25 protein-coding genes and 1 pseudogene are annotated in these 25,547 nt (G+C 70.7%); 11 read left to right on the forward strand and 15 right to left on the reverse strand.

The genetic code is table 11. The features are described 5' to 3' along the window. Window positions 1-3: 3 nt before the first annotated feature. The 3 genes from efeO to NNW99_RS27495 form a co-directional block, all read right to left on the reverse strand. Complete coding sequence (gene efeO / locus NNW99_RS27485) at window positions 4-1,152, reverse strand: iron uptake system protein EfeO (RefSeq protein ID WP_215121847.1); 1,149 nt, start codon at window positions 1,150-1,152, stop codon at window positions 4-6. Window positions 1,153-1,275: 123 nt separating this feature from the next. After that, window positions 1,276-2,106 (reverse strand): heme ABC transporter ATP-binding protein, encoded by an 831-nt coding sequence (locus NNW99_RS27490; protein WP_215124485.1) that lies wholly within the window; start codon window positions 2,104-2,106, stop codon window positions 1,276-1,278. Continuing rightward, on the reverse strand, window positions 2,106-3,191 hold the full coding sequence (locus NNW99_RS27495) for an iron ABC transporter permease (protein WP_215121848.1): 1,086 nt from the start codon (window positions 3,189-3,191) through the stop codon (window positions 2,106-2,108). The genes NNW99_RS27490 and NNW99_RS27495 overlap by 1 nt, the downstream gene beginning before the upstream one ends. Window positions 3,192-3,255: 64 nt before the next feature. Between NNW99_RS27495 and NNW99_RS27500 the strand changes: the two genes are divergently transcribed. After that, window positions 3,256-3,900: a PhzF family phenazine biosynthesis protein gene (locus NNW99_RS27500; protein WP_215121849.1), complete on the forward strand. Its 645-nt coding sequence runs from the start codon at window positions 3,256-3,258 to the stop codon at window positions 3,898-3,900. A 21-nt stretch (window positions 3,901-3,921) separates the two neighbouring features. Here NNW99_RS27500 and NNW99_RS27505 read toward each other — a convergent pair whose 3' ends face one another. Both NNW99_RS27505 and map read right to left on the reverse strand, forming a co-directional pair. Continuing rightward, window positions 3,922-4,569 carry a heme oxygenase (biliverdin-producing) gene (locus NNW99_RS27505; protein ID WP_215121850.1) on the reverse strand — a complete coding sequence of 216 codons (648 nt, stop codon included), beginning with the start codon at window positions 4,567-4,569 and terminating at the stop codon, window positions 3,922-3,924. A gap of 157 nt (window positions 4,570-4,726) precedes the next feature. After that, window positions 4,727-5,584, reverse strand: coding sequence for a type I methionyl aminopeptidase (gene map / locus NNW99_RS27510; RefSeq protein WP_215121851.1), 858 nt, complete (start codon window positions 5,582-5,584; stop codon window positions 4,727-4,729). A gap of 58 nt (window positions 5,585-5,642) precedes the next feature. Between map and NNW99_RS27515 the strand changes: the two genes are divergently transcribed. Then, the gene (locus tag NNW99_RS27515) at window positions 5,643-5,873 is read left to right on the forward strand and encodes a hypothetical protein (RefSeq protein WP_215121852.1); all 231 of its coding nucleotides are present in this window, start codon (window positions 5,643-5,645) and stop codon (window positions 5,871-5,873) included. Here the strand turns inward: NNW99_RS27515 and NNW99_RS27520 are convergent, their stop codons facing one another. After that, complete coding sequence (locus NNW99_RS27520; RefSeq protein WP_215124486.1) at window positions 5,874-7,142, reverse strand: MFS transporter; 1,269 nt, start codon at window positions 7,140-7,142, stop codon at window positions 5,874-5,876. A gap of 142 nt (window positions 7,143-7,284) precedes the next feature. Continuing rightward, a complete protein-coding gene (locus NNW99_RS27525) occupies window positions 7,285-7,896 on the reverse strand; it encodes a hypothetical protein (protein ID WP_215121853.1) in 612 nt (203 codons plus the stop codon). Window positions 7,897-8,044: 148 nt separating this feature from the next. Between NNW99_RS27525 and npdG the strand changes: the two genes are divergently transcribed. Together npdG and NNW99_RS27535 are read left to right on the forward strand one after the other, a co-directional pair. Next, entirely contained in the window at window positions 8,045-8,764 is a 720-nt protein-coding gene (gene npdG, locus NNW99_RS27530; protein WP_215121854.1) for an NADPH-dependent F420 reductase, read from the forward strand. A 47-nt stretch (window positions 8,765-8,811) separates the two neighbouring features. Then, window positions 8,812-9,027 carry a hypothetical protein gene (locus NNW99_RS27535; protein ID WP_370869164.1) on the forward strand — a complete coding sequence of 72 codons (216 nt, stop codon included), beginning with the start codon at window positions 8,812-8,814 and terminating at the stop codon, window positions 9,025-9,027. Window positions 9,028-9,031: 4 nt separating this feature from the next. Here the strand turns inward: NNW99_RS27535 and NNW99_RS27540 are convergent, their stop codons facing one another. Further along, window positions 9,032-9,832 carry a site-2 protease family protein gene (locus NNW99_RS27540; RefSeq protein WP_215121856.1) on the reverse strand — a complete coding sequence of 267 codons (801 nt, stop codon included), beginning with the start codon at window positions 9,830-9,832 and terminating at the stop codon, window positions 9,032-9,034. A gap of 114 nt (window positions 9,833-9,946) precedes the next feature. On the opposite strand from NNW99_RS27540, the gene NNW99_RS27545 reads away from it, so the two are divergent. Then, window positions 9,947-10,495 (forward strand): DUF6578 domain-containing protein, encoded by a 549-nt coding sequence (locus tag NNW99_RS27545; RefSeq protein ID WP_251057961.1) that lies wholly within the window; start codon window positions 9,947-9,949, stop codon window positions 10,493-10,495. A gap of 77 nt (window positions 10,496-10,572) precedes the next feature. Next, the gene (locus NNW99_RS27550; RefSeq protein ID WP_215121857.1) at window positions 10,573-13,848 is read left to right on the forward strand and encodes a BTAD domain-containing putative transcriptional regulator; all 3,276 of its coding nucleotides are present in this window, start codon (window positions 10,573-10,575) and stop codon (window positions 13,846-13,848) included. Window positions 13,849-13,877: 29 nt separating this feature from the next. Here the strand turns inward: NNW99_RS27550 and NNW99_RS27555 are convergent, their stop codons facing one another. From NNW99_RS27555 to panB, 3 genes are all read right to left on the reverse strand, one after another. Continuing rightward, window positions 13,878-14,699 (reverse strand): ABC transporter permease, encoded by an 822-nt coding sequence (locus tag NNW99_RS27555; protein ID WP_215121858.1) that lies wholly within the window; start codon window positions 14,697-14,699, stop codon window positions 13,878-13,880. After that, complete coding sequence (locus tag NNW99_RS27560; protein ID WP_215121859.1) at window positions 14,696-15,715, reverse strand: ATP-binding cassette domain-containing protein; 1,020 nt, start codon at window positions 15,713-15,715, stop codon at window positions 14,696-14,698. The genes NNW99_RS27555 and NNW99_RS27560 overlap by 4 nt, the downstream gene beginning before the upstream one ends. Window positions 15,716-15,848: 133 nt before the next feature. Then, window positions 15,849-16,700: a 3-methyl-2-oxobutanoate hydroxymethyltransferase gene (gene panB / locus NNW99_RS27565; RefSeq protein ID WP_215121860.1), complete on the reverse strand. Its 852-nt coding sequence runs from the start codon at window positions 16,698-16,700 to the stop codon at window positions 15,849-15,851. 202 nt (window positions 16,701-16,902) lie between these two features. Between panB and NNW99_RS27570 the strand changes: the two genes are divergently transcribed. The 4 genes from NNW99_RS27570 (at window position 16,903) to NNW99_RS27585 (ending at window position 21,775) form a co-directional block, all read left to right on the forward strand. Continuing rightward, window positions 16,903-18,504 carry an MFS transporter gene (locus NNW99_RS27570; RefSeq protein WP_215121861.1) on the forward strand — a complete coding sequence of 534 codons (1,602 nt, stop codon included), beginning with the start codon at window positions 16,903-16,905 and terminating at the stop codon, window positions 18,502-18,504. A gap of 62 nt (window positions 18,505-18,566) precedes the next feature. Then, a complete protein-coding gene (locus NNW99_RS27575; protein WP_215121862.1) occupies window positions 18,567-19,229 on the forward strand; it encodes a TetR/AcrR family transcriptional regulator in 663 nt (220 codons plus the stop codon). A 268-nt stretch (window positions 19,230-19,497) separates the two neighbouring features. Beyond that, window positions 19,498-20,457: an endonuclease/exonuclease/phosphatase family protein gene (locus NNW99_RS27580; RefSeq protein ID WP_370869211.1), complete on the forward strand. Its 960-nt coding sequence runs from the start codon at window positions 19,498-19,500 to the stop codon at window positions 20,455-20,457. A gap of 97 nt (window positions 20,458-20,554) precedes the next feature. Beyond that, window positions 20,555-21,775 (forward strand): MFS transporter, encoded by a 1,221-nt coding sequence (locus NNW99_RS27585; RefSeq protein ID WP_215121864.1) that lies wholly within the window; start codon window positions 20,555-20,557, stop codon window positions 21,773-21,775. An 86-nt stretch (window positions 21,776-21,861) separates the two neighbouring features. Here NNW99_RS27585 and NNW99_RS27590 read toward each other — a convergent pair whose 3' ends face one another. Together NNW99_RS27590 and NNW99_RS27595 are read right to left on the reverse strand one after the other, a co-directional pair. After that, complete coding sequence (locus NNW99_RS27590; protein WP_215121865.1) at window positions 21,862-22,434, reverse strand: O-methyltransferase; 573 nt, start codon at window positions 22,432-22,434, stop codon at window positions 21,862-21,864. Between the two features lie 2 nt (window positions 22,435-22,436). Continuing rightward, entirely contained in the window at window positions 22,437-23,162 is a 726-nt protein-coding gene (locus tag NNW99_RS27595; protein WP_215121866.1) for a haloacid dehalogenase type II, read from the reverse strand. An 87-nt stretch (window positions 23,163-23,249) separates the two neighbouring features. Here NNW99_RS27595 and NNW99_RS27600 point away from each other — a divergent pair, with 87 nt between their 5' ends. Next, window positions 23,250-23,789 carry an ABATE domain-containing protein gene (locus tag NNW99_RS27600; protein WP_215121867.1) on the forward strand — a complete coding sequence of 180 codons (540 nt, stop codon included), beginning with the start codon at window positions 23,250-23,252 and terminating at the stop codon, window positions 23,787-23,789. Between the two features lie 31 nt (window positions 23,790-23,820). Here the strand turns inward: NNW99_RS27600 and NNW99_RS39205 are convergent. Next, window positions 23,821-23,901 (reverse strand): annotated as a pseudogene (locus tag NNW99_RS39205) (glutamine synthetase); the annotation flags it as partial. Window positions 23,902-24,077: 176 nt separating this feature from the next. Beyond that, on the reverse strand, window positions 24,078-25,304 hold the full coding sequence (locus NNW99_RS27605) for a tryptophan-rich sensory protein (protein ID WP_215121868.1): 1,227 nt from the start codon (window positions 25,302-25,304) through the stop codon (window positions 24,078-24,080). Between the last annotated feature and the right edge of the window lie 243 nt (window positions 25,305-25,547).

Raw genomic sequence — 25,547 nt, forward strand, 5'->3', positions numbered from 1 at the left:
CCGCTACTTGGCGACCGCTGCGGCGAGCTTGGACAGCGGCTCCGCGAGGGCGTTCACCGCGTCCGAGAGTTCCTTGCGGTCCGCCTTGCCGACCTTGTCGTACGAGGTGAAGTCGTAGGACGCGGTGTTCGGGCGGTACTTGTCGAGCAGGGTGTTCAGCGCCGCGAACTGCCGGTCCAGTTCCGTGACGAGGGCCGCGTCGTTCTCCTCGGCGACCGGCTTCAGCAGCTCGTACGACTGCTGCGCGCCCTCGACGTTGGCCTTGAAGTCGACCAGGTCGGTGTGCGAGTAGCGCTCCTCCTCGCCGGTGACCTTGCCGGTGGCGACCTCGTCGAGGAGTTCCTTGGCGCCGTTGGCCATCGAAGTGGGGGTGATCTCGGCCTTGCCGACCCGCTTCTGCCAGTCCTTCAGGTCGGTGATGAGCGTGTCGGCGAGTTCCTTCTCGCGGTCGCCGATCTTCTTGTCCTGCCAGAGGGCCTTCTCCAGGCGGTGCCAGCCGGTCCAGTCGGTGGCCGGGTCCTGGCCGTCCTCCAGGCCGTCCTCGCGGACGTCCACCTTCGGGTCGATGTCGCCGAAGGACTCGGCGACCGGCTCGGTGCGCTCCCAGCCGATGCGGGAGGGGGCGTACGCCTTCTTCGCGGCGTCGAGGTCGCCGTCCTTGACGGCCCGCGCGAACGCCTCGGCCTTGGGCAGCGTCTCGTCGGCCTGGGTCTGGGCGTAGGCGCGGTAGGCCGCGACGGCCTTGTCCAGGCGCGGGTCGCGCTGGACGGCCTTGCCGCCGGTGACCTTGACGGCCTGGCGGATGCCCTTGCCCTTCATGCCGGGCTTGCAGGCGATCTGGTAGTCGCCGGCCTTCACCTCGGCGGTGACGCGCTGCTCGGTGCCGGGGCCTATGTTCTCCCGCTCGGTGACCACACGGTCGTCGGGGAAGAGGACGTAGACCTCGGTGACCTTGGACCCCTTGTTCTCCACGGCCAGCTCGACGTGCCCGGCCGGGAACTCCTTCTTCGACACCTCGCACTTGTCGTCCGTCGCCGTGACGTGGACGACGCGGTCGCCGTCCTTCCCGCCGCCTTTCTCGGTGCAGCCGGTGACGGCGGTCAGGGCCGCCGCGACGGCGATCGCGACGGTGGCGGGTCTGACGGGTCGCATGAGGGCTCCAGTGAAGGCAGGGCAGGCAGGGAAGGTGAGGCTCACCTAAGGCGCTCACCCCTAGGGCACATAAGGATTACCTAAGTGGCCCAAAATCGCCCTCATGAACCGGTCAAAGGAAGGTCAAAGGTCGCGTCTCGGGGTGATGAGGAGATCTTCGGTCCGAGGGTGCGGGAAGACCTCCACGGGCTGGTCGTAGACCTCGCTCAGCAGGCGTTCGGAGAAGACCTCGGCGGGCGGGCCGTCCGCCGCGACGCGACCGGCGCACAGGAGCGCGACCCGGTGCGCGTAGGCGGCGGCGAGACCCAGGTCGTGCACCACCACGACCACCGCGTCACCGGCGTGCGCCCTTGACCGGCACAGCCGCGGCACCAGCTCCTGGTGCCGCAGATCGAGCGCCGCCGTCGGTTCGTCGAGCAGCAGGAGCGGGGCCTGCTGGGCGAGCACCCGGGCGAGCGCGACCCGGGCCCGCTCGCCGCCGCTGAGCGCGGAGAACGGGCGCGTGGCGAAGCCGGTGACCTCGGTGGCGGCCATGGCCTCGGCGACGGCCCGGTCGTCGTCGGCCGGGGTCGAGGCGGGGGAGGCGGCGTGCGGGGCGCGGCCCATGCGGACGACCTCCTCGACCGTGAAGGGGAAGGAGAGCGCCGCGGACTGCGGCAGCACCGCCCGGCGCAGGGCGAGATCGGGCGCGGGCCACTCAGCCGCCGGGCGGCCGTGGACGCGTACGACCCCCTCGGCGGCCGGGACATCGGCGGCCAGCGCGCTCAACAGCGTCGACTTTCCCGCCCCGTTGGGACCGACCAGGGCGAGGACCTCACCGGCGCGGACCGTGAGGTCGACGCCCTTCAGTACCTCGCGGGCCCCGAGCCGGACATACAGATCCTGGGTCTCGGCCAGGACATCGCCGGGCGACGGCCGGGCCGGGGGAGTGGGACGTCGGGTACGCAGGCGGATCACGCCCAGCCTCCTTGTCGGCGCCGGGTGCGGCGCAGCAGCCAGAAGAAGAACGGGCTGCCGAGCAGGGCCGTCAGCACCCCGAGGGGGAGTTCGGCGGGCGCGGCGACCGTACGGGCCGTCAGATCCGCCGCCAGCAGCACGAGCGCGCCGAGCAGCGCGCTGCCCGGGATCAGGAAGCGGTGACCGGGCCCTGCCAGCATGCGCAGCAGATGCGGGACCACCAGACCCACGAACCCGATGATCCCGGAGACGCTCACCGCCGCCGCGGTCAGCAGCGCGATGACGAGGACCAGCACGATCCGCAGCCGCTCCACCTCCACGCCCAGATGCCGGGCGGGCCGCTCACCGAGGGACAGGAGGTCCAGGCGGCGGGAGTACAGGGGCGCGACCGCCAGGCCGAGGACCGCGCACGGCAGGACCGCCAGCACCTTCGGCCAGGTCGCCTGGGAGAGCGAGCCCAGCTGCCAGAACGCGATCTGGTTGACCGCCGCCGTGTCCGCGAAGAACAGGAACAGGCCGATCAGCGCCCCCGCGAAGGCGTTCACCGCGATACCGGTGAGGATCAGCGTCACCACCTCCGTACGGCCGCCCGAACGCGACACCGCGTAGACGAGCAGGACCGTCGCCAGACCGGAGACGAAGGCGAAGACGGACACCGTCCAGGTGCCGAGGACGTTCACCCCGAGGGCGATCGCCCCGACCGCGCCGACCGCCGCGCCCGAGGAGACCCCGATGACACCCGGCTCGGCGAGCGGGTTGCCGAACACGCCCTGCATCAGCGCGCCCGCGCAGCCCAGCGAGGCGCCGACCAGCAGGGCCAGCACGATCCGCGGGAACCGCACGTTCCACAGCACCGACTCGGCCACCCGGTCCAGCTCCCCGCCGCCCAGCCCCAGCCGGTGCTGCACGGAGGCGAGGACGTCACCGACCGGGACGGGATAGGCGCCGGTGCCGGCGGCGACCGGGACCAGGACGAGAAGGGCCGAGACCAGCCCGGCGGTCAGCAGCCAGGCCGTCGTACGGCGTCTTCGGGGCGGGACCTCGGGCGGGGCGCTCGTGGTGGGCCTCTCCAGGACGGTCATCCAGCCTTACCTGCGCTCTCTGTCGGTCGTCGTGGCGGTGAAGGTTCAAGGCAGAATTGCCCTCGTGACTGACTACGACGTACTCCGTGTCTTCTGCGGGCCGCGCGGTGGATACGGCAATGAACTCGGGGTCGTTCGCGAGGGTTCGGTGCTGCCCGGGGAGAGCGAGCGGCAGGAGTTCGCCGCGAAACTCGGCTTCAGCGAGACCGTGTTCGTCGACGATCCCGAGCGCGGCGTGATCGACATCTACACGCCGACCCTGCGGCTGCCCTTCGCCGGGCACCCCTGCGTCGGGACGGCGTGGCTGCTCGACGTGCCCGAACTGGTCGTCCCCGCCGGGGTGGTCGGGGCCCGGCAGGACGGCGAGTTCTGCTGGATCGAGGCGCGGGCGGAGTGGGTGCCGCCGCGCACCCTGCGGCAGTACGGCAGCGCCGCCGAGGTCGACGATCTGGCCGTACCGCCGCCGGGGGAGTGGGTCTACGCCTGGGCCTGGGAGGACGAGCCCGCCGGCCGGATCCGCGCCCGGGCCTTCCCCGGCCGCGGCGACGGCATCGACGAGGACGAGGCGACCGGGGCGGCCGCCCTGCTGCTCACCGACCGGCTGGGCCGGGCCCTCAACATCACCCAGGGCGCCGGCTCCCAGCTCCTGACCGCACCCCAGCCGGGCGGCTGGACCGAGGTCGGCGGCCGGGTCCACCTCGAACGCTGAACCGACGGAGCTCTCCCGGCCCTACGCCGTCAGCGGGAACTCCGCGCCCAGCTCCTCGAACACCGCGTTGTTCAGCGCGTACGCCCGCTTGCACTCGGCCACGACCCGCTGCCGCTCCAGCTCGTCACCGGGCACCGCGTCCAGCAGTGCGCTGTAACTCCGCTTGAAGGCGGCCGGGTTGGAGATCTGCTCGAAGACGTAGAAGCGGACCCCGTCGCCCTTCTTCGGGAAACCCCACGCCTTCTCGGCCGTGTCGCGGATGATCTGCCCGCCGGAGAGGTCGCCGAGGTAGCGGGTGTAGTGGTGGGCGACATAGCCGGCCGGCCAGTCGCGGGCGCACTCGGTGATCCGCTCCGCGTACTCCAGCGTGGCCGGCAGCGCGCTGATGCCCGACCGCCAGCCGGGGCCGCGCAGATACTCCAGGTCCTGCTCCAGCGAGGCCATACGGAACAGCTCCGGGCGGACGAACGGTCCGGCCACCGGATCCGCCGTGAGCCGCGCGGCCGCCGACTCCAGTGCCCCGTACACGAACCACAGCTGCTCCGTGTAGCGCGCGAACGCGTCGACGCCGAGTTTGCGCCCCAGCAGGTCGCTCATGAAGGTCGAGCCCCTGACCTCCTCGTGCTGCTCTCGGGAAGCCGTCCGAATGAGGGTCGAGAAGGAATCCATGGGCGATACTTTCTATGGTTAGGCTAACCTAAGTCAATAGCCTTTCCGACCTGTTGTCGGTAACCTTCCCGACGCGCTGTCGGTAAAAACCTGCCGAAGGCAAGCGAACGGCCCGCCCTCCGAGGGGAGCGGGCCGTTTCATGGGGTGTGTGGGGCGCTACGGCAGCGTGAGGATCTCCGCGCCCGTGTCCGTCACCACGAGCGTGTGCTCGAACTGGGCCGTCCGCTTGCGGTCCTTCGTCACGACCGTCCAGCCGTCGTCCCACATGTCGTACTCGTGCGTCCCGAGCGTCAGCATCGGCTCGATCGTGAACGTCATCCCGGGCTGGATCACGGTCGTCGCGTGCGGGCTGTCGTAGTGCGGGATGATCAGGCCCGAGTGGAACGAGCTGTTGATGCCGTGGCCGGTGAAGTCCCGGACCACCCCGTAGCCGAAACGCTTCGCGTACGACTCGATGACCCGGCCGATGATGTTGATCTGCCGGCCCGGGCGGACCGCCTTGATCGCGCGAGTCAGGGACTCCCGCGTCCGCTCCACCAGCAGCCGCGACTCCTCGTCGACCTCGCCCACCAGGTACGTCGCGTTGTTGTCGCCGTGCACGCCGCCGATGTACGCCGTCACGTCGAGGTTGATGATGTCGCCGTCACGCAGGACGGTGGAGTCCGGGATGCCGTGGCAGATGACCTCGTTGACCGAGCTGCACAGCGACTTCGGGAAACCGCGGTAGCCCAGCGTCGAGGGATAGGCGCCGTGGTCGCACATGTATGCGTGCGCCACCTTGTCCAGCTCGTCCGTGGTCACCCCGGGGGCGATCAGCTTCGCGGCCTCCGCCATTGCCCGGGCGGCGATCCGGCCGGCGACGCGCATCGCCTCGATCGTCTCGGGGGTCTGCACCTCCGGACCGGTGTACGGCGTCGGCGCGGGCTTGCCGACGTACTCGGGGCGACGGATGTTTCCGGGCACGGGACGGGTGGGGGACAGCTCCCCCGGGACGAGCAGCGACTGGCCAGACATGCCAGCGAGTCTAACCAGCGCCCATGGGGGAACATGTCGATGGCGAGAGGAGCTGGTCATGGCCCTGTTCAAGAAGCGCACGGTCGGCAAGCCGGGCGAGTGGTACTACTGCCTGGAGCACAAGAAGGTCGAAGAGGGGCCGGAGTGCCCCAACAAGGACCGTTTCGGGCCGTACGCCTCCCGCCCGGAGGCCGAACACGCGATGGCGACCGCCCGCGAGCGCAACCTCCAGTGGGAGAACGACCCCAAGTGGCACGACGCCCCGACGGGCGGCCGGGAAGAGGACTGATCACGCCTCGGCGGCCACAGCGGCGGCTGCGCGTTTCTCGCGCAGCCGCACCGCGTGCTCGTTGCTTCGCACGTCGTACGTCATGAGCCTCGGCAGGCACACCGCCAGCAGCGCCACCGCGCCCACGCACAGCAGCCCGCCGGACCAGACCGACGTCCGCACTCCCAGCCAGGCCGCGAAACCGCCGCTGCGCATCTGACCGACCGTCGGTCCGACCGAGTACGACAGCAGCTCGATCCCGGCCAGACGGCCGCGCAGCTCGTCCGGGATCGTCTGGTTCCACATGGCCGCGCGGAAGACGCCGCTGACCATGTCGGCGCCGCCGGCGAGGGTCAGGAACAGCAGCACCAGCCACACATTGCCGACGACCCCGGCGCCCGCGATGGCCAGGCCCCACAGTGCGGCCGCCAGCACCACCATCCGGCCGTGCCGGTGCACCCGCGAGGTCCATCCGCTGGTCAGGCTCACCAGCAGGGCCCCCGCCGGGACCGCCGCGTACATCAGCCCCAGTGACCACTGCGCGTCCAGCTCGTCCGCCAGGAACGGCAGCAGGGCGAGCGGCATCGCCAGGAACATCGCGGCCAGGTCGACGGCGTAGGTCCCCAGGAGTTCCTTGCGGCTCCACGCGTAGCGGGCGCCCTCGGCGATGGCCCGCAGCGAGGGCTTCACCGCCTCGTGGGAGGCCGGCGAGGCCGCGATGCGCGTGATCAGCACCACGGACACGACGAACGTGGCCAGGTCGGCGCCGTACGCCCAGCCGACACCGGCGTAGGCGACCACCACCCCCGCCAGCGCCGGGCCCGCGACGCCGCCGACCGTCCAGCGCAGCGAGTTCAGGGAGGCCGCCGCCGGCAGATGTTCGTAGGCCACGATCCGCGGCCACAGCGAGTCGAGTGCGGGCCGTTGCACGGACACCAGGGCGGAGGACAGGGCGGCGACGACGTACAGCGGCCAGACAGCGGGCCGCGGAAGCAGCGCGTTGGCCAGCAGCACCACGCTGAGCAGCCCCTGCCCCGCCTCCGTCCACAGGATCAGCTTCCGTTTGTCCCAGGCGTCGGCGAGAGCCCCGCCGTACAGCCCGAACACGACCAGCGGCACCAGTTCCACGGCCCCGATGGCCCCGACCGCCGCCGCCGACTCCGTCAGCTCCTTCAGCTGCACGGGCAGTGCGACGAACGTCAGGAACGTCCCGAAGTTGGTGATCAGCCCCGAGACCCACAGCCGCCGGAAGTCGGCGGAGGCCCGCCAGGGGGACAGGTCGGGGAGCATGGCGCGGAGGCCGGAAGAACGTTCGGGGAGGTCGTCGGTCACGAAGGGTCATGGTCGGGGGAGGGGCGCGGGCGGGCAACTGCTTTTCGGGGCTCGGTTGCTCATCGCGCGGGAGACGCGCGGGAGACGCACGCGGGAGTCGTCACCAGCGGGCCGGCGGGGGCGCCGTCAGGTTGTCCGCCAGTCGGGACAGCCTGTCCCTGAGGCGCCGGGGGCCTCGCGCGGGGGCCGGTAGCGCGTTCTCCCCGGCTGCCGCGCTGACCAGGTGCTGGACCGTGTCCAGGTCCAGTTCCGCGCCGGTGGGGACGGACAGGGACTCGTGGGCCATCGCCGGAAGTTCGCCCGCGTCGGGGCCGAGGGCGAGGACCGTCGCCCCGGCGCGACGGGCGTCGGACACGCGTTCAAGGAGTGGTGCGGCGGGTCCGGGTCCCTCGGGGGACACCACGAGCAGCGTCTCGCCCCGCCGGGCCGCCTCCAGCCGTCCCAGGCCGACCGCGAGGTGCGCCGGGTCGCAGGCGCGGGCGTCGTGCCGTACCAGCGTCGGGGCCAGCTCCGGTGTGCCCGACCAGGCGGCCTCGTCCACGAGGTGCGCGGCCAGGTGCCACGGCTCGTACTCCGGGGTGCCGACGAGCAGCAGCCCGCCCCCGTGCGACACCACCGACCCCCGCAGCGCCCCGGCGAACCTCCGCGTGGCGCCCAGCCACTCGGTCCCGGCGAGCACTTCCCGCAGCAGCGCGACCCGTACGGCATCCATGGAGCCGCATCCTGCCCGAGCCGGTCGCGGGTGCGGAGGAAGTCTCCACGGATTCGCCCGGCCCGGGCAGTTGGGTCGCTCACCCGTGCCATGAGGGAACGGCTGGGGGAGACATCGGCGGCACGGGCACGGACGTAGAGTCGGGGCCATGACCTCTACCGACAGTGCTGCCACCGACAACGCCCAGAAGGCCCCCGCCAAGGACCCCTGGGACCTGCCCGACGTCTCCGGACTCGTCGTCGGTGTGCTCGGCGGGACCGGGCCCCAGGGCAAGGGCCTCGCCTACCGGCTGGCCCGGGCCGGCCAGAAGGTGATCATCGGCTCGCGGGCCGCCGAGCGCGCCCAGGCGGCGGCCGGGGAACTCGGACACGGCATCGAGGGCGCCGACAACGCCGAGACCGCGCGCCGCAGCGACATCGTGATCGTCGCCGTGCCGTGGGACGGCCACGGCAAGACCCTCGAATCCCTGCGCGAGGAACTGTCCGGCAAGCTCGTCGTCGACTGCGTCAACCCGCTCGGCTTCGACAAGAAGGGCGCCTACGCCCTCAAGCCCGAGGAGGGCAGCGCCGCCGAGCAGGCCGCCGCCCTGCTGCCGGACTCCCGCGTCACGGCCGCCTTCCACCACCTGTCGGCCGTGCTCCTCGAGGACCCGGAGATCGAGCAGATCGACACCGACGTGATGGTGCTCGGCGAGGTCCGGGCCGACGTCGAGATCGTCCAGGCGCTCGCCGGCCGTATCCCCGGGATGCGCGGCATCTTCGCGGGGCGGCTGCGCAACGCCCACCAGGTGGAGTCGCTGGTGGCGAACCTGATCTCCGTGAACCGCCGCTACAAGGCACACGCCGGGCTGCGCGTCACCGACGTGTGAGCCGGTGAGGCCGATGGGGGACACTGGACGGCACCAGCAGTGACCGTATGACCCGCAGTGTCCCCCGACAGGAGCCGACCGCCATGCCCCGCCTCGCCCTCTACGCCTCCATCTTCTGCGTCCTGTCCGTGGCCGCGGCCGTGGTCTCCTTCGTGCAGGGCAGCTGGCTGGGGATCGTCTGGGTGCTGCTCGCCGGACTGTCGTCGAACATGACCTGGTACTACGTGAAGCGCGCCAAGGCCCAGAAGTCGCCCACGGGCTGACCCCTCAGGGCGCGGCCGAGCAGAACTCGTTCGAGCCCTGCCAGAAGCGGTACAGCTCCTGACCGCAGTACGTCTCGAAGTCGCTGATCTTCAGAGACTTCAGGATCGTGTCGATCACGTCGAAGAACACGCCGTTCACCGCGGGCAGCCACAGCAGCGCGAACACGAACAGCAGGCCGAACGGCGCGAACGGCTCCACCTGGCGCCGGATCTTGTACGACAGCCACGGCTCGATCACGCCGTAGCCGTCCAGGCCCGGCACCGGCAGGAAGTTCAGCAGCGCGGCCGTCACCTGGAGCAGGGCGAGGAAGGCCAGGGCGAACCGGAAGTCGGTCGGCACGCCGTCCAGGGCGTCCAGCCAGAACGGGGCCGTGCAGACGATCGCGAACAGCACGTTCGTCAGCGGACCCGCGGCCGAGATGAGGCTGTGCTTCCAGCGCCCCTGGATCCGCCCCCGCTCGATGAACACCGCGCCACCGGGCAGGCCGATCCCGCCCATGATCACGAAGATCACCGGCAGCACGATGCTGAGCAGCGCGTGCGTGTACTTCAAGGGGTTCAGCGTCAGATAGCCCTTGGCGCCGATCGAGATGTCGCCGCTGTGCAGGGCGGTGCGCGCGTGCGCGTACTCGTGCAGACACAGGGAGACGATCCAGGCCGCCGTCACGAAGAGGAACACGGCGACACCGGGCTGCTCCGCGAAACCGGTCCAGGTCGCCCACCCGGTGACCGCCGTCACGGCCAGAATCCCGACGAAGACGGGACTGATCCGCCGCTCGCTGTGGCGGCTGGTGGCGGTGGTCATGGGGCTCCCTGCACTCTTCGCACTCTTCGGACACGCGATGGGACTGCCCGACCGTACCGGGCGCACGGGGAAAACGTCTCGCGCGGGGCGGTCGGTTCCGGAGAGGGTGGGGGCATGGGGCTCTGGCACGTGTTCTACGCGGACTGGCAGATGGAGTGCTGCGGCACACCGTTCTCGGTGGGGGACGAGGTGAGCTGGCCCCTGCTGCTCCTGGACCCGGCCGACGTGTACGGCGGCGGCTGGCACGACCAGCTCACCAAGGTCGCCGGACCGGTGGAGCACGTGGGCGGCGTCCGGGTGGTGCGGGAGGAGTCGGGCCTGACGGTGGCCCTGGGCGGGCAGCCCCGGAGGGCTACCCGCTCGGTCGGGCTGCTCTCCGTCGAGCGGCACGGCGCGTCCTGGCCCCAGGTCACCGGGCGGGTACGGGCCGTGCGGGTGCTGTCCCAGGGCTACGCCGAGACCCCGCCCGGCTCGCGCTCCTGGCAGCCGGTCCCGGGGGAGCGGAGTCTGAGGGCGGTCGAGCGGTGCCCGAAGTGGTTCGCCGACGGTGACGCGGAGCAGGGGCGACGGTGGAGGGAGTCGGGGGTGATGGTGGCGCTGGAGTCCCCGAGTGTGGGCGTGGCCCCACCGGGGACAGAGGGCGCTGGGCGGCGTCGGGGCTGAGGCCGGGTGGCTCCGCAGCCAAGGGCGTCCGCCGCGCCGTAGAAACCTCGTGACCCGTTCTCGTACCACCGGAGACAATGGACCCCGTGCGCTACCGCATCCTCGGCACCACGCAAGCGCTCCGCACCGACGGCACGGTCGTTTCGGTGGGCGGGGCGCGTTTGCGTGCGCTGCTGACCGTGCTCGCCCTGCGGGCCGGCCGTACCGTGCCCGTGGGGCTGCTCGTCGACGAGGTGTGGGACGGCGCCCCGCCCGCCGACGGTCCGGCGGCGCTCCAGGCGCTGATCGGGCGGTTGCGGCGGGCGCTCGGGGCGGACGCGGTCGCCTCCGCCGAGGGCGGGTACCGGCTCACGGCCGCGCCCGACGATGTCGACCTGCACCGGTTCGAGCGGCTGGCCGGCGAGGGACTGCGGGCCCTGGCCGACGACGACCCCGCCAAGGCCGCCGTGATCCTCGACGACGCCCTCGCGCTGTGGCGCGGCCCGGCCCTGGCCGACCTCCCCGACCGCACCGCCGAGGCGGCCCGCCTGGACACCCGCCGCCTGGACGTCCTGCGCGCCCGCCACACCGCCGCCCTCGCCCTCGGCCAGGCCGAACAGTCCCTGCCGGAGCTGACCGCCCTGTGCGACGGCCACCCCCTGGACGAACCCCTCCAGACCCTGCGTCTGCGCGCCCTGCGCGACGCCGGCCGCACGGCGGAGGCGCTGGACGCCTACGAGGAGGTCCGGCGCTCGCTCGCCGATCGGCTGGGCGCCGACCCGGGGCCGGAACTGCGCTCCCTGCACGCGGAGTTGCTGAGCCTCGGGGGCGGCCCCGCGCCCGTCGTCGAGCCCCGGCCCGTCGGTAATCTGCGGGCGCGGCTCACCTCCTTCATCGGCCGTGAGAGCGACATCGAGACCATCCGGGGCGATCTCACCACCGCCCGGCTGGTCACCCTTCTCGGACCCGGCGGGGCCGGCAAGACCCGGCTGTCGCAGGAGGCCGCCGAGACCGTACGGCCCGCCATGTCCGGCGGCGTGTGGCTGGCCGAACTCGCCCCCGTCGACGATCCGGCCGCCGTCCCGGAAGCCGTACTCACCGCCGTAGGCGCCCGGGAGACCGTGCTGTACGGCGGCGGCGCCGAGGGCATGCGGGCCGCTGTCGCCGACCGGCTCGACGACCCCGTCGAGCGGCTCGCCGAGCACTGCTCCCGCCCCGGCATGCTGCTGATCCTCGACAACTGCGAGCACGTCGCCGACGCAGCCGCCCGGCTCGCCGAGGAACTGCTGGAGCGCTGCCCGGGCCTGACCGTCCTCGCCACCAGCCGTGAACCCCTGGGCGTACCGGGGGAGTTGCTGCGGCCCGTGGAGCCGCTGCCCGAGCCGGTCGCGCTGCGGCTGCTCGCCGAGCGGGGCGGGGCGGCCCGGCCCGGCTTCCGCGTCCAGGACGACCCCGGGGCGTGCGCGGAGATCTGCCGCCGCCTCGACGGTCTGCCCCTGGCCATCGAACTCGCCGCCGCCCGGCTGCGGATGCTCACCCCCCGCCAGATCGCCGAGCGGCTCGACGACCGCTTCCGCCTCCTCACCTCCGGCAGCCGCACCGTCCTGCCCCGCCAGCAGACCCTCAGAGCCGTCGTCGACTGGTCCTGGGACCTGCTCGACGAGGACGAACGGGACGTCCTGCGGCGGCTGTCGGTGTTCGCGGGCGGCTGCGACCTCCCCGCCGCCGAGGCGGTGTGCGGGCCGGTCGCCCTGGAGGTGCTCGGCTCGCTCGTCGACCGCTCCCTGGTCGTGGCCGCGCCGCCCGGTGAGTCCTCGGACGGCGAGATGCGCTACCGGCTGCTGGAGACCGTCGCCGAGTACGCCGCCGAGCGGCTGGACGAGGCCGGACAGCGCGCCGAGGCCGAACGCGCCCATCTGACGTACTTCCGCGAACTCGCCCGCCGCACCGACCCGTTGCTGCACGGCCCCGGCCAGCTCGCCGCCATCCACCGGCTGGAGCGGGAGTACGAGAATCTGCGCACCGCCCTGCGCCACGCCGTCGCCCTGCGCGACGAGCAGGAGGCGCTCTGCCTCGCGCTGTCCCTCGTCTGGTACTGGCAGATGCGCGACCTGCGCATCGAGGCCCGCACCTGGTGCCGCGAGGTCATGACCCTCGGCCCCGACCCCTTCACCGAGCCCGTCCGCCCCGCCGCCCCGGTCTGGCAGCGCTGCACCGACGCCCCGCCCCCGATGACCGGCGAGGTCCTCCAGGAGGCCCGGCGCGGGATCCACCTGGCGCATCTCGCCTGCATGGACACCGAACTGGACGCCTGGCAGACCCCGCGGGCCCAGCAGAAGCTGAACACCATCGCCGACACCTACGAGCCCGGCCTCCCGCAGACCTGCCGGCTCCCCGGCCTGCTCTGGCTCTTCGCCGTGATGCTGACCGGCGACATGGACCGGCTGCGCGTCGTCATGGAGGCGTCCATCCGCACCTGCCGGGAGACCCCCGGCTTTGAATGGGAGCTGGCCTCCGGCCTCCAGATGCGGGCCAACTTCCTCGCCAACCGCACCGACTGGGCGGGCGACGCCGCCCGGGACGCCGACGAGTCGCTGGAGATCTACCGGCGCCTCGGCGACGCCTGGGGCACCGCCGAGGCCCTCTCCGCCCGCGCCGAGACCCATGAACGCAGAGGCGCCTACGCCCTGGCCGCCGCCGACTACGAGGCCGCCATCGCCCACGCGGACCACCTCGGCGCCCACGGCCAGACGGCCGTGCTCACCGCCCGGCTCGGCAACGCGCTGCTGGAGGCCGGCGAGGAGGAGCGCGGCGAGCGGCTGCTGCGCGAGGTGATCGCCGAGCGCGGGGACTCGATCAGCGAGGCCATGCCCGCCGCCCGCCTCTACCTGGCCGTCCGGCTGGGCCTGACGGACCGGGTGCCCGAGGCACGCGAGCAACTGCGACGGCTGCGGCAGGACTTCCGTATCGCCCACTTCATCGTCTTCGATGCGTTCATCCTCGGCGCCGAGGCCTGGCTGGACGCCGTGGAGGGGCGGCACGCGGAGTGCCTTGACCTCATCCGCAAGGCGCTGGAGCGTGCCGCCGACCCGCGCTCGCAGCTCATCGCCCCCCATATGCGCGCGGTGTACCTGACCATCGGGGCCGGAGCCCTGGCCGGCCTCGACGGCGGGCACCGCGCCCACGACGCGGCCCGCTGCCTGGGCGCCGCCGACGGCCTTCTGCCGCCCGGCCATGTCGCCGCGCGGCAGGAGCGCGAGACCCGCGAGCGGGCGGAGCTGCGGGCCCGGGCGGTGCTCGGCGACCCGGCGTACGAGAGCGCGTACGCGGAAGGCGGCGGCCTCTCCGCCGAGGAGGCCACCGCCCTGGTCTGACGCGAACGACGCGAAGACGGCCTCTCCGCTCAGCTCTTGGTGCGGAACTTGTGGATCGCGATCGGAGCCATCACCGCCGTGATCGCCACCGACCAGCCGAGCGTCACCCACAGATCGTGCGCGACCGGCCCGCCGACCATCAGCCCGCGCGCGGCGTCCGCCAGCGTGGACAGCGGGTTGTAGTCGGTGAAGGCCTGCAGCCAGCCCGGCATCGAGGTCGTCGGCGCGAAGATCGACGAGCCGAACTGGAGCGGGAACAGCACCAGGAAGCCCATCGCCTGCACGGACTGCGCGTTCTTCATGATCACGCCCAGGGTGAGGAACACCCACATGATCGACGAGGCGAACGCGGTGGACAGCGCCACGGTCGCGAGCAGACCGGGCCAGTTGGTGATCTCGAACCCGACCGCGACGGCGACGATCATCAGCACGGCGGTCGCGAACAGCATCCGCAGCAGCTCCACCGAGATCTTCGCGAAGAGCACCGAGCCGCGCCCGATGGGCAGGGACCGGAAGCGGTCCATGACACCGGAGTTGAAGTCCTGGCTGAAGCCGGTGCCGACGCCCTGGGACAGCGTCATGCTCATCATCGCGATCATGCCCGGGATCACGTACTGCACATACTGGTCCTGCCCGCCGCCCAGCGCCTGCCCGATCGAGCCGCCGAACACGAACACGAACAGCAGGGTGAAGATGACCGGCATCAGCAGCGCGTCGGCCATCGACTCCGGGTCCTTGCGGATCCACAGCAGATTGCGGCGGACCAGGGCCCCGGTGTGGCGCAGATGGGCACGCGGCGAGATACGGGCGTCCGCCTCGCCCTCGTGGATGGCTGCGGTGGCGGCGCTCATACGGCGACCTCCTGACGGTCGTCGGCGGGCACGGTGTCCTGCGGGGCACTGGCGCGGTGGCCGGTGAGGGACAGGAACACCTCGTCCAGGCTGGGCAGTTCGGTGGTGATGGAGGAGAGCGTGATGCCACGCGAGGTGACCGCGCCGACCACGGCTGTCAGCTGCTCGTCGCTGAGGATCGGCACGAGGACGTCGCCCCGGTCGCTGTCCACGGTCGTGGTCGCGAGGCCGGTGATGCCCAAGTCGTCCAGAGCGGCGGCGAGGGGCCGCAGCTGCACCGGATCGGCCGGGCGTATCCGCAGCGCACGGCCGCCGACCTTCGCCTTCAGCTCCTCGATGGCGCCGCCCGCGATGACCTGCCCGCGGTCCACGACCGTCAGCTCGGTGGCGAGCTGCTCGGCCTCCTCCATGTACTGAGTGGTGAGCAGCACGGTGACGCCGTCGCCGACCATGCGCTTGACCTCGTCCCACACCTCGTTGCGGGTGCGCGGGTCGAGCCCGGTGGTCGGCTCGTCCAGGAAGAGCACGGCCGGTCGGCCGATCATCGAGGCGGCCAGGTCCAGCCGTCGCCGCATGCCTCCGGAGTACGTCGCCGCGGGCCGCTTGGCGGCCTCGGTGAGCGTGAAGCGCTCCAGCAGTTCGTCGGCCCGGGCCCGGGCGCTCTTGCGGGGCAGATCGAGCAGCCGCCCGATCATGTACAGGTTCTCCCAGCCCGAGAGCTTCTCGTCCACGGAGGCGTACTGCCCCGTGAGGCCGATCACCCGGCGCAGCTGCCGGGGCTGCCGTACGACGTCGTAGCCGACGACGGTGGCCCGGCCCGAGTCGGGGGCGAGCAGCGTGGACAGGATCCGCACCAGGGTCGTCTTGCCGGCCCCGTTCGGCCCGAGCACCCCCATCACGGTGCCCTCCCGCACGTCCAGGTCGACCCCGTCCAGTGCCTTGGTCTCGCCGTAGTGCTTCACCAGCCCCCGCACGGTGACCGCGGCGCCGCCGGCGTGTGTGTCGATTCGCGTCATGGGACAGACGGTCTCAGGGCCCACCGACAAACCACCGACAAGCCGCCTACAGCCCGCCGACACCACAGAGAAAAGAGGGAAGGCCCGCCGACTGGGGGAAGGTCGGCGGGCCGTCCGTGGTACCGCTGTGGCTCTAGTGGACGGAGTGCTCCTCCTGCGGGAACGTTCCGCCGACGACGTCCTCGGCGAACGCCTTCGCCGCGCCGCTCATGACCTCACGCAGGTCGGCGTACTGCTTGACGAATTTGGGGACGCGCCCGCCGGTCAGACCCAGCATGTCGGTCCACACCAGCACCTGCGCGTCGCACTCGGGGCCGGCCCCGATGCCCACCGTCGGAATCTGCAGCGTCCGCGTCACCTCGGCCGCCAGCTCCGCCGGGACCAGCTCCAGCACCACCGCGAACGCGCCCGCGTCCTGCACGGCCTTCGCGTCCCGCAGCAACTGCTGGGCCGCCTCCTCGCCCCGCCCCTGCACGCGGTAGCCCATCGCGTTGACGGACTGCGGGGTCAGGCCGATGTGCGCCATGACCGGGATGCCGGAGTCGACGAGCAGCCGGATCTGCTCGTGCGACCGCTCGCCCCCTTCCAGCTTCACGGCCTGCACTCCCGCCTCCTTCACCATCCGGGTCGCCGAGCGCAGCGCCTGCACCGGACCCTCCTGGTAGGAGCCGAAGGGCAGGTCGCCGACGATCAGGGCGCGCGAGGTGCCCCGTACGACCGCCGCGGACAGCATGGTCATCTCGTCGAGGGTGACGGGCACGGTCGATTCGTACCCGAGGTGGCAGTTGCCCGCCGAGTCGCCGACGAGCATGACCGGGATCCCGGCCTCGTCGAACACGGACGCGGTCATCGCGTCGTAGGCGGTGAGCATGGGCCACTTCTCGCCCCGCTCCTTGGCGGCGGCGATGTCGCGCACGGTGATACGGCGGGTTCCCTTGCCCCCGTACAGCGTCTTGGCGCTCTGGGCAGCCGAAAGCTGCGTCATTGCACGGCTCCTCACACGTCATCTCGAGGCGCCCTGACGGCGTCCCCGGACCACGTCCATGGTGGCACCTCGTGCCAAGCAGGGCTAGGGGAGGCCCTGTGAGTTCCGCCCGGCGCGCCGATGGGGCCGTGCGAGTAAGAGCTCGGTAAGGGTATTCCAATACGAGACGGTCTCGTATCGAAATGGTTCTACGCTCGACGGTATGACTACTCCTGCCGACCGCGCCGCCCCCACCGGCCCCCCGATACCGGAAGCGGTGCACCGGCGCCGCTGGGCGATCCTCGGTGCGCTGATGCTGAGCCTGCTGATCGTCGTCCTCGACAACTCGATCCTGAACGTCGCCATCAAGACGATCTCCACCCCGGCCCCGACCGGCCTGGGCGCCACGCAGAGCGAGCTGGAGTGGGCGATCAACGCCTACACCCTGGTCTTCGCGGGCCTGCTGTTCACCGCCGGGCTGCTCGGCGACCGGCTCGGCCGCAAGAAGGTGCTGCTCGGCGGCCTCGCCGTGTTCGGTATCGGGTCCGCGCTCGCCGCGTTCTCCGGCTCGCCGGGGGAGCTGATCGCCTTCCGGGCCGTGATGGGTCTCGGCGCCGCGTTCGTCATGCCCGCCACCCTCGCCGTCCTGATGAACGTCTTCGAGCGCGAGGAGCAGCCGAAGGCCATCGGCATCTGGGCCGGCGGCGTCGGCCTCGCCATCGCCATCGGCCCCATCACCGGCGGTGTGCTCCTCGACCACTTCTGGTGGGGCTCGGTCTTCCTCGTCAACGTGCCGATCGTGCTGCTTGCCCTCGCGCTGATGCTGTGGCTGGTGCCCGACTCCCGCGACCCGAAGCCGGGCCGTGTCGACCCCGTCGGCGTCGTGCTCTCCGTCGTCGGCCTGGTCCTGCTCGTCTACGGCATCATCAAGGGCGGCCAGCTCGCCGACTTCACCGACGCCACCGTGCTGTCGACGATCGGCGCCGGTCTCGCCGTCCTCGTCGCCTTCGTGGTGTTCGAGAAGCGCAGCGATCACCCGTCCATCGACGTCACGTACTTCAAGAACAAGGTGTTCTCGTCCGCCATCGCCGCCATCGCGCTGGTGTTCTTCGCGCTGATGGGCGTGACCTTCTTCTCGGTCTTCTACACCCAGAGCGTGCGCGGCTACTCGCCGCTGCAGACCGGTCTGCTGATGCTGCCGCTGGCCGCCGCCCAGCTGATCTTCGCGCCACGGGCCCGGCTGCTCGTCGACCGCTTCGGCAACAAGGCCACCACGACCGCCGGAATGCTGCTCATCGCCGCGATGCTGGCCGCCTTCGCGACCCTGGACGCGGACACACCCATCTGGATCCTGGAGGTCATTTTCTTCCTCATGGGCACCGGCATGGCGCACATCATGACCCCGGTCAGCGTCGTCATCATGCAGGCCCTGCCCCGCGAGAAGGCCGGCTCCGCCTCCGCGCTGAGCAACACCTTCCGGCAGGTCGGCGGCGCCCTCGGCATCGCCGTCCTCGGCTCGGTGCTGTCCACGGCGTACCGCAACGGCATCGAGGACAGGCTCGGCGCGCTGCCGCCCGCCCTGCGCCACACCGCCGGCGAGTCCATCGAGGCCACCCTCGGCATCGCGGCCAAGCTCGGCCCCGAGGGCAAGTCCCTCGTCACCCCCGCCTACGACGCGTTCCTGCACGCGATGCACATCACCGCCCTGTGGGGCGCGGGCATCGCCCTCATCGGCGCGGTCGTCGTGGCCCTGTTCCTGCCCGGGAAGCCCCCGGCACCCCAGCAGGGGGAGGGAGACAAGGAGTTGTCCGACGCGCGGTCGTGACCCTGCGCGACAATGCAACCCACCAGCCAGCAATCTCACTTGGCGGCAAAGGACGGAGCGACGTGAGCCTCGCCGAACGGCACCCCCCGAACGACGGCCCCCCGAGGGGCCGCCCCAGAAGCGAGGCCGTCGAACGCGCCATCATCGAGGGCGTGATGAGGCTCCTGGAGGAGGGCGTGCCCCTCGCGGAGCTGTCCATCGAGCGCGTCGCCCGCACCGCCGGCGTCGGCAAGGCCACCATCTACCGCCGCTGGAGCGGCAAGGAGGAACTCTTCGTCGACGTCCTGCGCGCCGCCGAACCCCCCGACCCGCCGCTCCCCGGCACCTCCATGCGCGACGACCTCGTGCTCCTGCTCGAACAGGTGCGGCGGCGCGGCCTGGCCAGCCGCTCGTCGGCGATCCTGCACAACGCGCACGCCCAGATGAAGAGCAGCCCGAAGATCTGGGCCGCGTACCACTCCACCGTCGTCGCACCACGCCGCCGGCTCGGCCTGGAGGTCCTGCGCCGCGGCCAGGAGAACGGCGAACTGCGCACGGACGTCGACCTCGACCTGCTCAACGACCTGTTCGTCGGCCCCATGCTCCTGCGCTCCGTCCTGCACCCGGAGGCCGACCTGCCGGAGGGCCTCGCCGAACAGGTCGTCGACACGCTGCTCGAAGGACTGCGCCCCGGCGGGCGTCCCGACGGCTCACCGTCCGTCAGTTCGGGCTCGCGGCCGTCCTAGTGTGCGCGTTTCGTCACAGAGGGCGCTTTCACAGCCGGTAACCGGAACTCGCCGCGCCGACTCGTTCGTCCTCGCCCCCGTACGGCCGTCCGCGGACGGCGGGAACGGAACGGATCATCCCCTAGGGTCGTAAGGACACGGGGGCGATGGTGTGCACGGCAGGCAGTGAGGCGACGGTATGGCGCAGCAGGCGTACATGACGGAGACGGACAACGGCGGCTCGGGGCCCGAGCGCCGGGGAAACCGGCTTCGCCGCCTGTTCGACCGTATGGCGGGCGGCCGACGGGGCGACCCGAGGATGTGGCGGCGCGGTCTCTTCGTGGCCGGCTGCGCGGTGCTGCTGGCCGTGGTCATGCTGGTGCACTCGCACATCCCCAACGCCATCGGCAATCTGGGCAGCCTCATCGAGACGTTCCTGCCCTGGCTGGGGCTCCTGATCCCGGTGCTGCTCCTGCTCGCCCTGGTCCGCAAGTCCGCGACCGCGCTGATCGCGCTGATCCTGCCGTCGCTGGTCTGGCTGAACCTCTTCGGCGGCCAGCTCAGCGACAAGACCGCCACGGGGGGCGACCTCACCGTGGCCACGCACAACGTCAACGCCGAGAACCCGGACCCGTCCGGCACCGCCCGTGACGTGGCCGCCTCCGGCGCGGACGTCGTGGCCCTGGAGGAACTGACGGCATCCGCCGTCCCGACGTACGAGAAGGCGCTGGCGTCGACCTACCGCTACCACTCCGTGGAGGGCACGGTCGGGGTCTGGAGCAAGTACCCCCTGACCGGCGTCAAGGCCGTCGACCTCGACATGGGCTGGACCCGGGCGATGCGCGCCACCGTGACCGCCCCGTCCGGGCAGGTCGCCGTCTACGTCGCCCACCTGCCGTCGGTACGGGTGAAGATGGAGGCCGGCTTCACGGCCCGGCAGCGTGACCGGAGCGCGGAGTTCCTGGGCGAGGCCATCGCCCACGAGCCCCTGAAGAACGTCGTCCTGCTCGGCGACCTCAACGGCACCATGAACGACCGCGCGCTCAACGCCGTCACCTCCCAGATGCGCTCCACGCAGGGCGCGGCCGGCAACGGCTTCGGGTTCAGCTGGCCGGCGTCGTTCCCGATGGCCCGTATCGACCAGATCATGGTCAGGGGCCTGAAGCCGGAGAGTTCCTGGACGCTCCCGGAGACGGGCAGCGACCATCTGCCGATCGCCGCCCGTGTGAAGGTCGCCACAGACGGCTGAGGACGGCCGTAGGCGGAATAGCAGGCCTGAGAGACTTTGTTCCGTACTTGAACATACGAACGTACGGATCCCCCAGCAAGACTCGAAAGGCTTCCTCATGCCCCTGGCCCTGCTCGCCCTCGCCGTGGGCGCCTTCGGCATCGGTACCACCGAGTTCGTGATGATGGGGCTGCTGCCCGATGTCGCGGACGACCTGCACATCTCGATACCCAGCGCCGGCCACCTGGTGTCGGCGTACGCGCTGGGCGTCGTCATCGGCGCCCCCCTGCTGGCCGCGGTCACGGCCCGGATGTCCCGCCGCACGGTCCTCATCAGCCTGATGGGACTGTTCGTCGCGGGCAACGCGCTGTCGGCCCTCGCGCCCGACAACGGCTGGCTGCTGGCGGCCCGCTTCCTGAGCGGTCTGCCGCACGGCGCCTTCTTCGGTGTGGGCGCCGTCGTCGCGACGAACATGGTCGCCCCCGAGCGCAAGGCGCGCTCGGTCTCCCTGATGTTCCTCGGCCTGACGGTCGCGAACGTCGCGGGCGTGCCCGTGGCGACCCTCATGGGCCAGAACCTCGGCTGGAGGGCGACCTTCCTCGGTGTCAGCGCCATCGGCCTGGCGGCGATCGCCGCGCTCGCGCTGCTGATCCCGCGCGATCACGAGCACACCACCGCCCAGGGCCTGCGCGGCGAACTCGCCGCCCTGCGCTCCCTGCCGGTCTGGCTGTCGCTCGGCACCACGGTCGCCGGCTTCGGCGCCCTCTTCTCGGCGTACAGCTACATCACGCCGATGCTCACGGACGCCGCCGGCTACGCCGGTGCCAGCGTGACCCTGCTGCTGGCGCTGTTCGGCGTCGGCGCGACCGCCGGCAACCTGCTCGGCGGCCGCCTCGCCGACCACTCCCTGCGGGGCACGCTCTTCGGCGGCCTCGGGTCCCTCGTCGTGGTCCTGGCGGTCTTCCCGCTGCTGATGCGCACGGAGCTGACCGCGGCCGTCGCCGTCATCCTGCTCGGCATGGCGGCCTTCGCCACCGGCTCCCCGCTCCAGCTCATGGTCATGGAGAAGGCCTCCTCGGCCCCGTCCCTGGCCTCCTCCGCCAACCAGGCCGCCTTCAACCTGGCCAACGCCGGCGGCGCCTGGATCGGCGGCCTCGCCCTGGCCGCGGGCTTCGGCGTCACCTCCCCGGCCCTCGCCGGCGCGGCCCTGGCCGTCCTCGGCCTGGCCGTGGCATCCCTGGCCTACACGGTCGACCGCCGCCGCGCACCGGCCACCGCCGGACGCGAGCGGATCGTGGCGAGCCATGTCCCGCAGGAGGCGGAGGCGGTGCGTCACTGACGGTGGCCGGTACGCCGGTGCTGCGACTCGGGCGGCGGCCCGCGGGGGCAACCCTGCGGGCCGCCGCGTCGTCGTTCGTACGACGGTCAGCCCCGACAGCGCGCCGCGACGATCGCCGAACTGGTGGGCGTGGTGAGGACTTCGGTGGCTTCGAGGTCCGGGTGGGTGAGGTAGCACAGCCGCAGCTCGTCCACGCCGCCCTCGAACCTCGGCGGCCAGTCCGCCGACGGGGTGAAGTCGTCCAGAACGAGAACCCCACCGGGAGCGAGCAACTCGACGACCCGCTCGGGGGCGTCCCGCTTGCCCCCGCCGTCGCAGAAGCAGACATCGAACGGCGCGTGCTCTTCGAGCAGCCGCCAGTCCCCGCTCAGGACGCTGACCCGGCTGTCGTCCGCGAACACACCGGCCGCACGCCGGGCCAGCTCCTCGTCACGCTCCACGGTGACAGGCCGCGCACCGGCCCCGAGCCCACTGTGCAGCCAGGCGGTTCCCACACCCGACCCCGTACCGCTCTCGGCGACGACCCCGTGCGGTTTCGAAGCGGCGACCATGGCGAGCAGCCTGCCCACCTCGGGGACACAGCTCTTCTTGAACCCGGCCTCGACGGCGAGCCGCCCCGCGACCTCGACCCGGGGTGGAAGGGCACGCTGCTCTGCCATGATCAGGCCCCCCTTCGCGGTGAGCTGGACCCTACCTGGCCCGCTGACAGCACGCCGATCAGTTGATCGAGCCCGTCGAACCGCCCGTCGAAGTCGTCGGAGCCAGTCGGCGGATCTCCGGACGGGCGACGGACGTAGGCGGTCCGCAGACCCACCTCCCGCGCTCCGCGCAGGTCCCAGGCGTGCGCGGCCACCATGAGGACGCGCTCCGGTGGGCATCCGGCGGTGTCGACGGCGAGCCGGTAGACCTCCGGTGCTGGCTTGTAGGCGTGGACGGCTTCGGCGGACAGGGCCTGATGCCAGCGCAGCCCGGCATGCGCGTTGAGTCGCAGCAGGGCGGTGCGGCTGGCATGGGAGAGCCCGATCACGGGAAGCCGCCGCGCGAGGTGCTCCAGCCCGGCGACGGAGTCGTCCCACGGGGGCAGGCGCTGCCCCGCCCTGGCCAGCCGGTCGACGACGCTCGGATCGTCGACCCCGGCCTGCTCGGCGATGCTCCGGGCGGCCTCCGCGTCGATGACCTCGGTGTTGGCGTAGGGGCGGTGCCCTTGCCGGATGCGCTGCTGCTCACGCTCGCAGTGCTGCTGCCACAGGCCGACCCACTCGTCGACGGCCGCCTCGTCGGATGTGGGGGCCGCTTCACGGATCGCTGCCCTGAGCCCGCTGGATTCGTCGACGAGCGTTCCGAGGACATCGAAGACGACGACCTCGATGTCGCGGATTCCTCTCATGCGTCCTCCCCGCCCCCCGGCTCATCGTCACCGCTTCAACAGGTGACGATATTGCCCAGCAGTCTTGTCACCGGTCAAGATGGTGACGTGGATTTCACCTTCGTGAGCGGCGACCCGGCCCTCGACCTGACCGGAACCGTGCTGAGCCGCCGGAACGAGCCCGTCGACCTCCTGACCACGCCCGCGGATCTCGAACGGTGGGTCGTCGCGTGTGACGGACTTCCCGACCGGGTGACCGCCGACGCGCGGACCTTCGAGTCGGCGCTGTCCTTGCGAGAGGCGCTCTACCGACTGGCCCTCGACCGCGTGCTCGACCGCCCCTTCGATCCGGGCAGTCTCGACATCGTCAACGGCGCGGCTGCGGTGCCGCCGTGCGCGATCGAGCTCAGCGACGCGGGCCTGCGCACCTCGGGGGACCTCCCCGCGGCCCTGTCTCAACTGGCCCGGAGCGCCATCACCTTGCTGGCCGACCCCCACGCCTGCCTCAAGGAGTGCGGCCGCCCCGGCTGCACCCGCGTCTACCTCGACCGGTCACGGGGTGCGCGGCGTGCTTGGTGCGGGATGGAGGAGTGCGGCAATCGCGTGAAGGCGGCGGCTTATCGTGCGCGGAGGCGGGGAGCTGTCTAGGTGTGCTGTCCTGGGACGTTGGTGAAACGCTCAGCGTCGGCAAGTTCCTCCGCAGTTCGAACGCCGTGACCTCGCTGCGGTACTCCTCCCGCTCCTGGCGCTTGTTGGGAAGTGTCACTGCTCCGGAGCGATCTCATGCGATCGAGCAAGTCGCAGCGCTGCCGTGCACTCAAACGGTTGTCATTGGTCGGCCAAGCAGTGGCCACTTCGCCCGTCAACGGCGGCGGGACAGACGGTAGTGAATTCGCGGACTGTAGCGGAGGCGAGATCTTCGACCTGATGCACCCATTACGGCTTGAGTCGATACTCGGCGACGATCTCCGGCGTCACATCTCTCACGAGTGCATCAACTTCTTCATGAGATTCCTTGCCGAGGCCTTCCAAGGAGCCATACTTGATATGCAGGTATGGCAATTCCGACGTATCGTTCGGCTTCCCTGGAGGATGGAAGTCGATGTAAGTCTCGGCATATGGATCGTCGTCAAGAATTTCACGCATAGCAGTGGAGCGCTTGAATAGCGTTTTCGCGCACATTTTATATTCGCAGTCAGTAGTAGTACTCTTCACTGATCCGCGCGTAATCAAGACGAGGTTCACAACGAGGCGAACAACCTCTTCCTTCCTGCTGTCGGCATCGAAAACGAATGAAGTCTCATACTTTTGGCTAGGAGTCAGGGATTCCTCTCCCGGCAAAACATCGCCAATCCTGAGGATCCTTTCACTCTCCGCCATGTAGTTCAGGTCGGGACCCACCACATCCATGGCTGCATCCATACTGCCTTTGTCGGGTTTCAGGTCATAGCCGACGGCCTTATAAAGGGACCCGAGCGAGTCGACAGCGGCTTTGCCGTTGTTCTGGACGGTGACTGTACCTCGCATTCGCGAAATGCTGCCGGATCGGCTCAGTTCCTCCATTTTGACGTTCACATTCACCCCCGGACGACTGTGAGCTGGCTGATAGTAACTTTGGATCCAGAACTGGAGGAGTCCGGCCAAGGGGAATAGGGCGACAAAGAAAGCCCAGGCTGCGCCGAAGTGAATCCTTCCTGTGACCCAAACAAAGAAAACCACCATCAGGGCGCCAGCTGTCAAGCCTGCCGAAATGAGGACGATGAGAGCATCCAGGCGATCGTGGAAAGGGCTACGCGCTTCGATCAGGATCGGGATGAAGAGGAACGGGAGAGCGCCTAGTTGAGCAGCAAAAATCCATGGCCACAAATCCCAATTCCTTGCCCGACCTCTCAACTCTTTCATCACACCGACGAAGGCGATGGCATTGAGAATGAAAAGGGTGAATCGCATCACAACTGACAGTGAGTGAACCGTGTTTTCGGCCCGCCCCAAGTCTGGGATGCAGAAACCCAAGAAAACCCCAGCATTGACGGCCAAGAGAATGACCAGAAAGGAACTCCAGCCGCGGTGTTCTGTGAACCACGATTCTTCCTCATCTGCGGGGCGAGGCCGGGTGTCGGCCCGAGACCCAATCGGGCGAAACAGTGATTGGCGAAGTTCCATATCGTGACCGTATAGGCAGCCCCTTCTGGCACGACACCGCCGGAAGGAGGAGGTCCGCAGGCGAAGCGCAGATACGGGGTGCACAGCGAGGCCGACTACCCGCTCCAACCCCTGCTCTGTACCGCCCACACACAACAGGAGGCGGCACGTAATGCGTGGTCACACAGAAAAGGTGATCGCTGGTCTGGTTGGGCGTAGCACCGATTGGTTTGCGAAGATCGGACGGGACCGCCTGAAGTCTCC

Origin of the sequence: Streptomyces sp. CRCS-T-1 (assembly GCF_024442335.1) — a bacterium.
GTDB lineage: Bacteria > Actinomycetota > Actinomycetes > Streptomycetales > Streptomycetaceae > Streptomyces > Streptomyces koelreuteriae.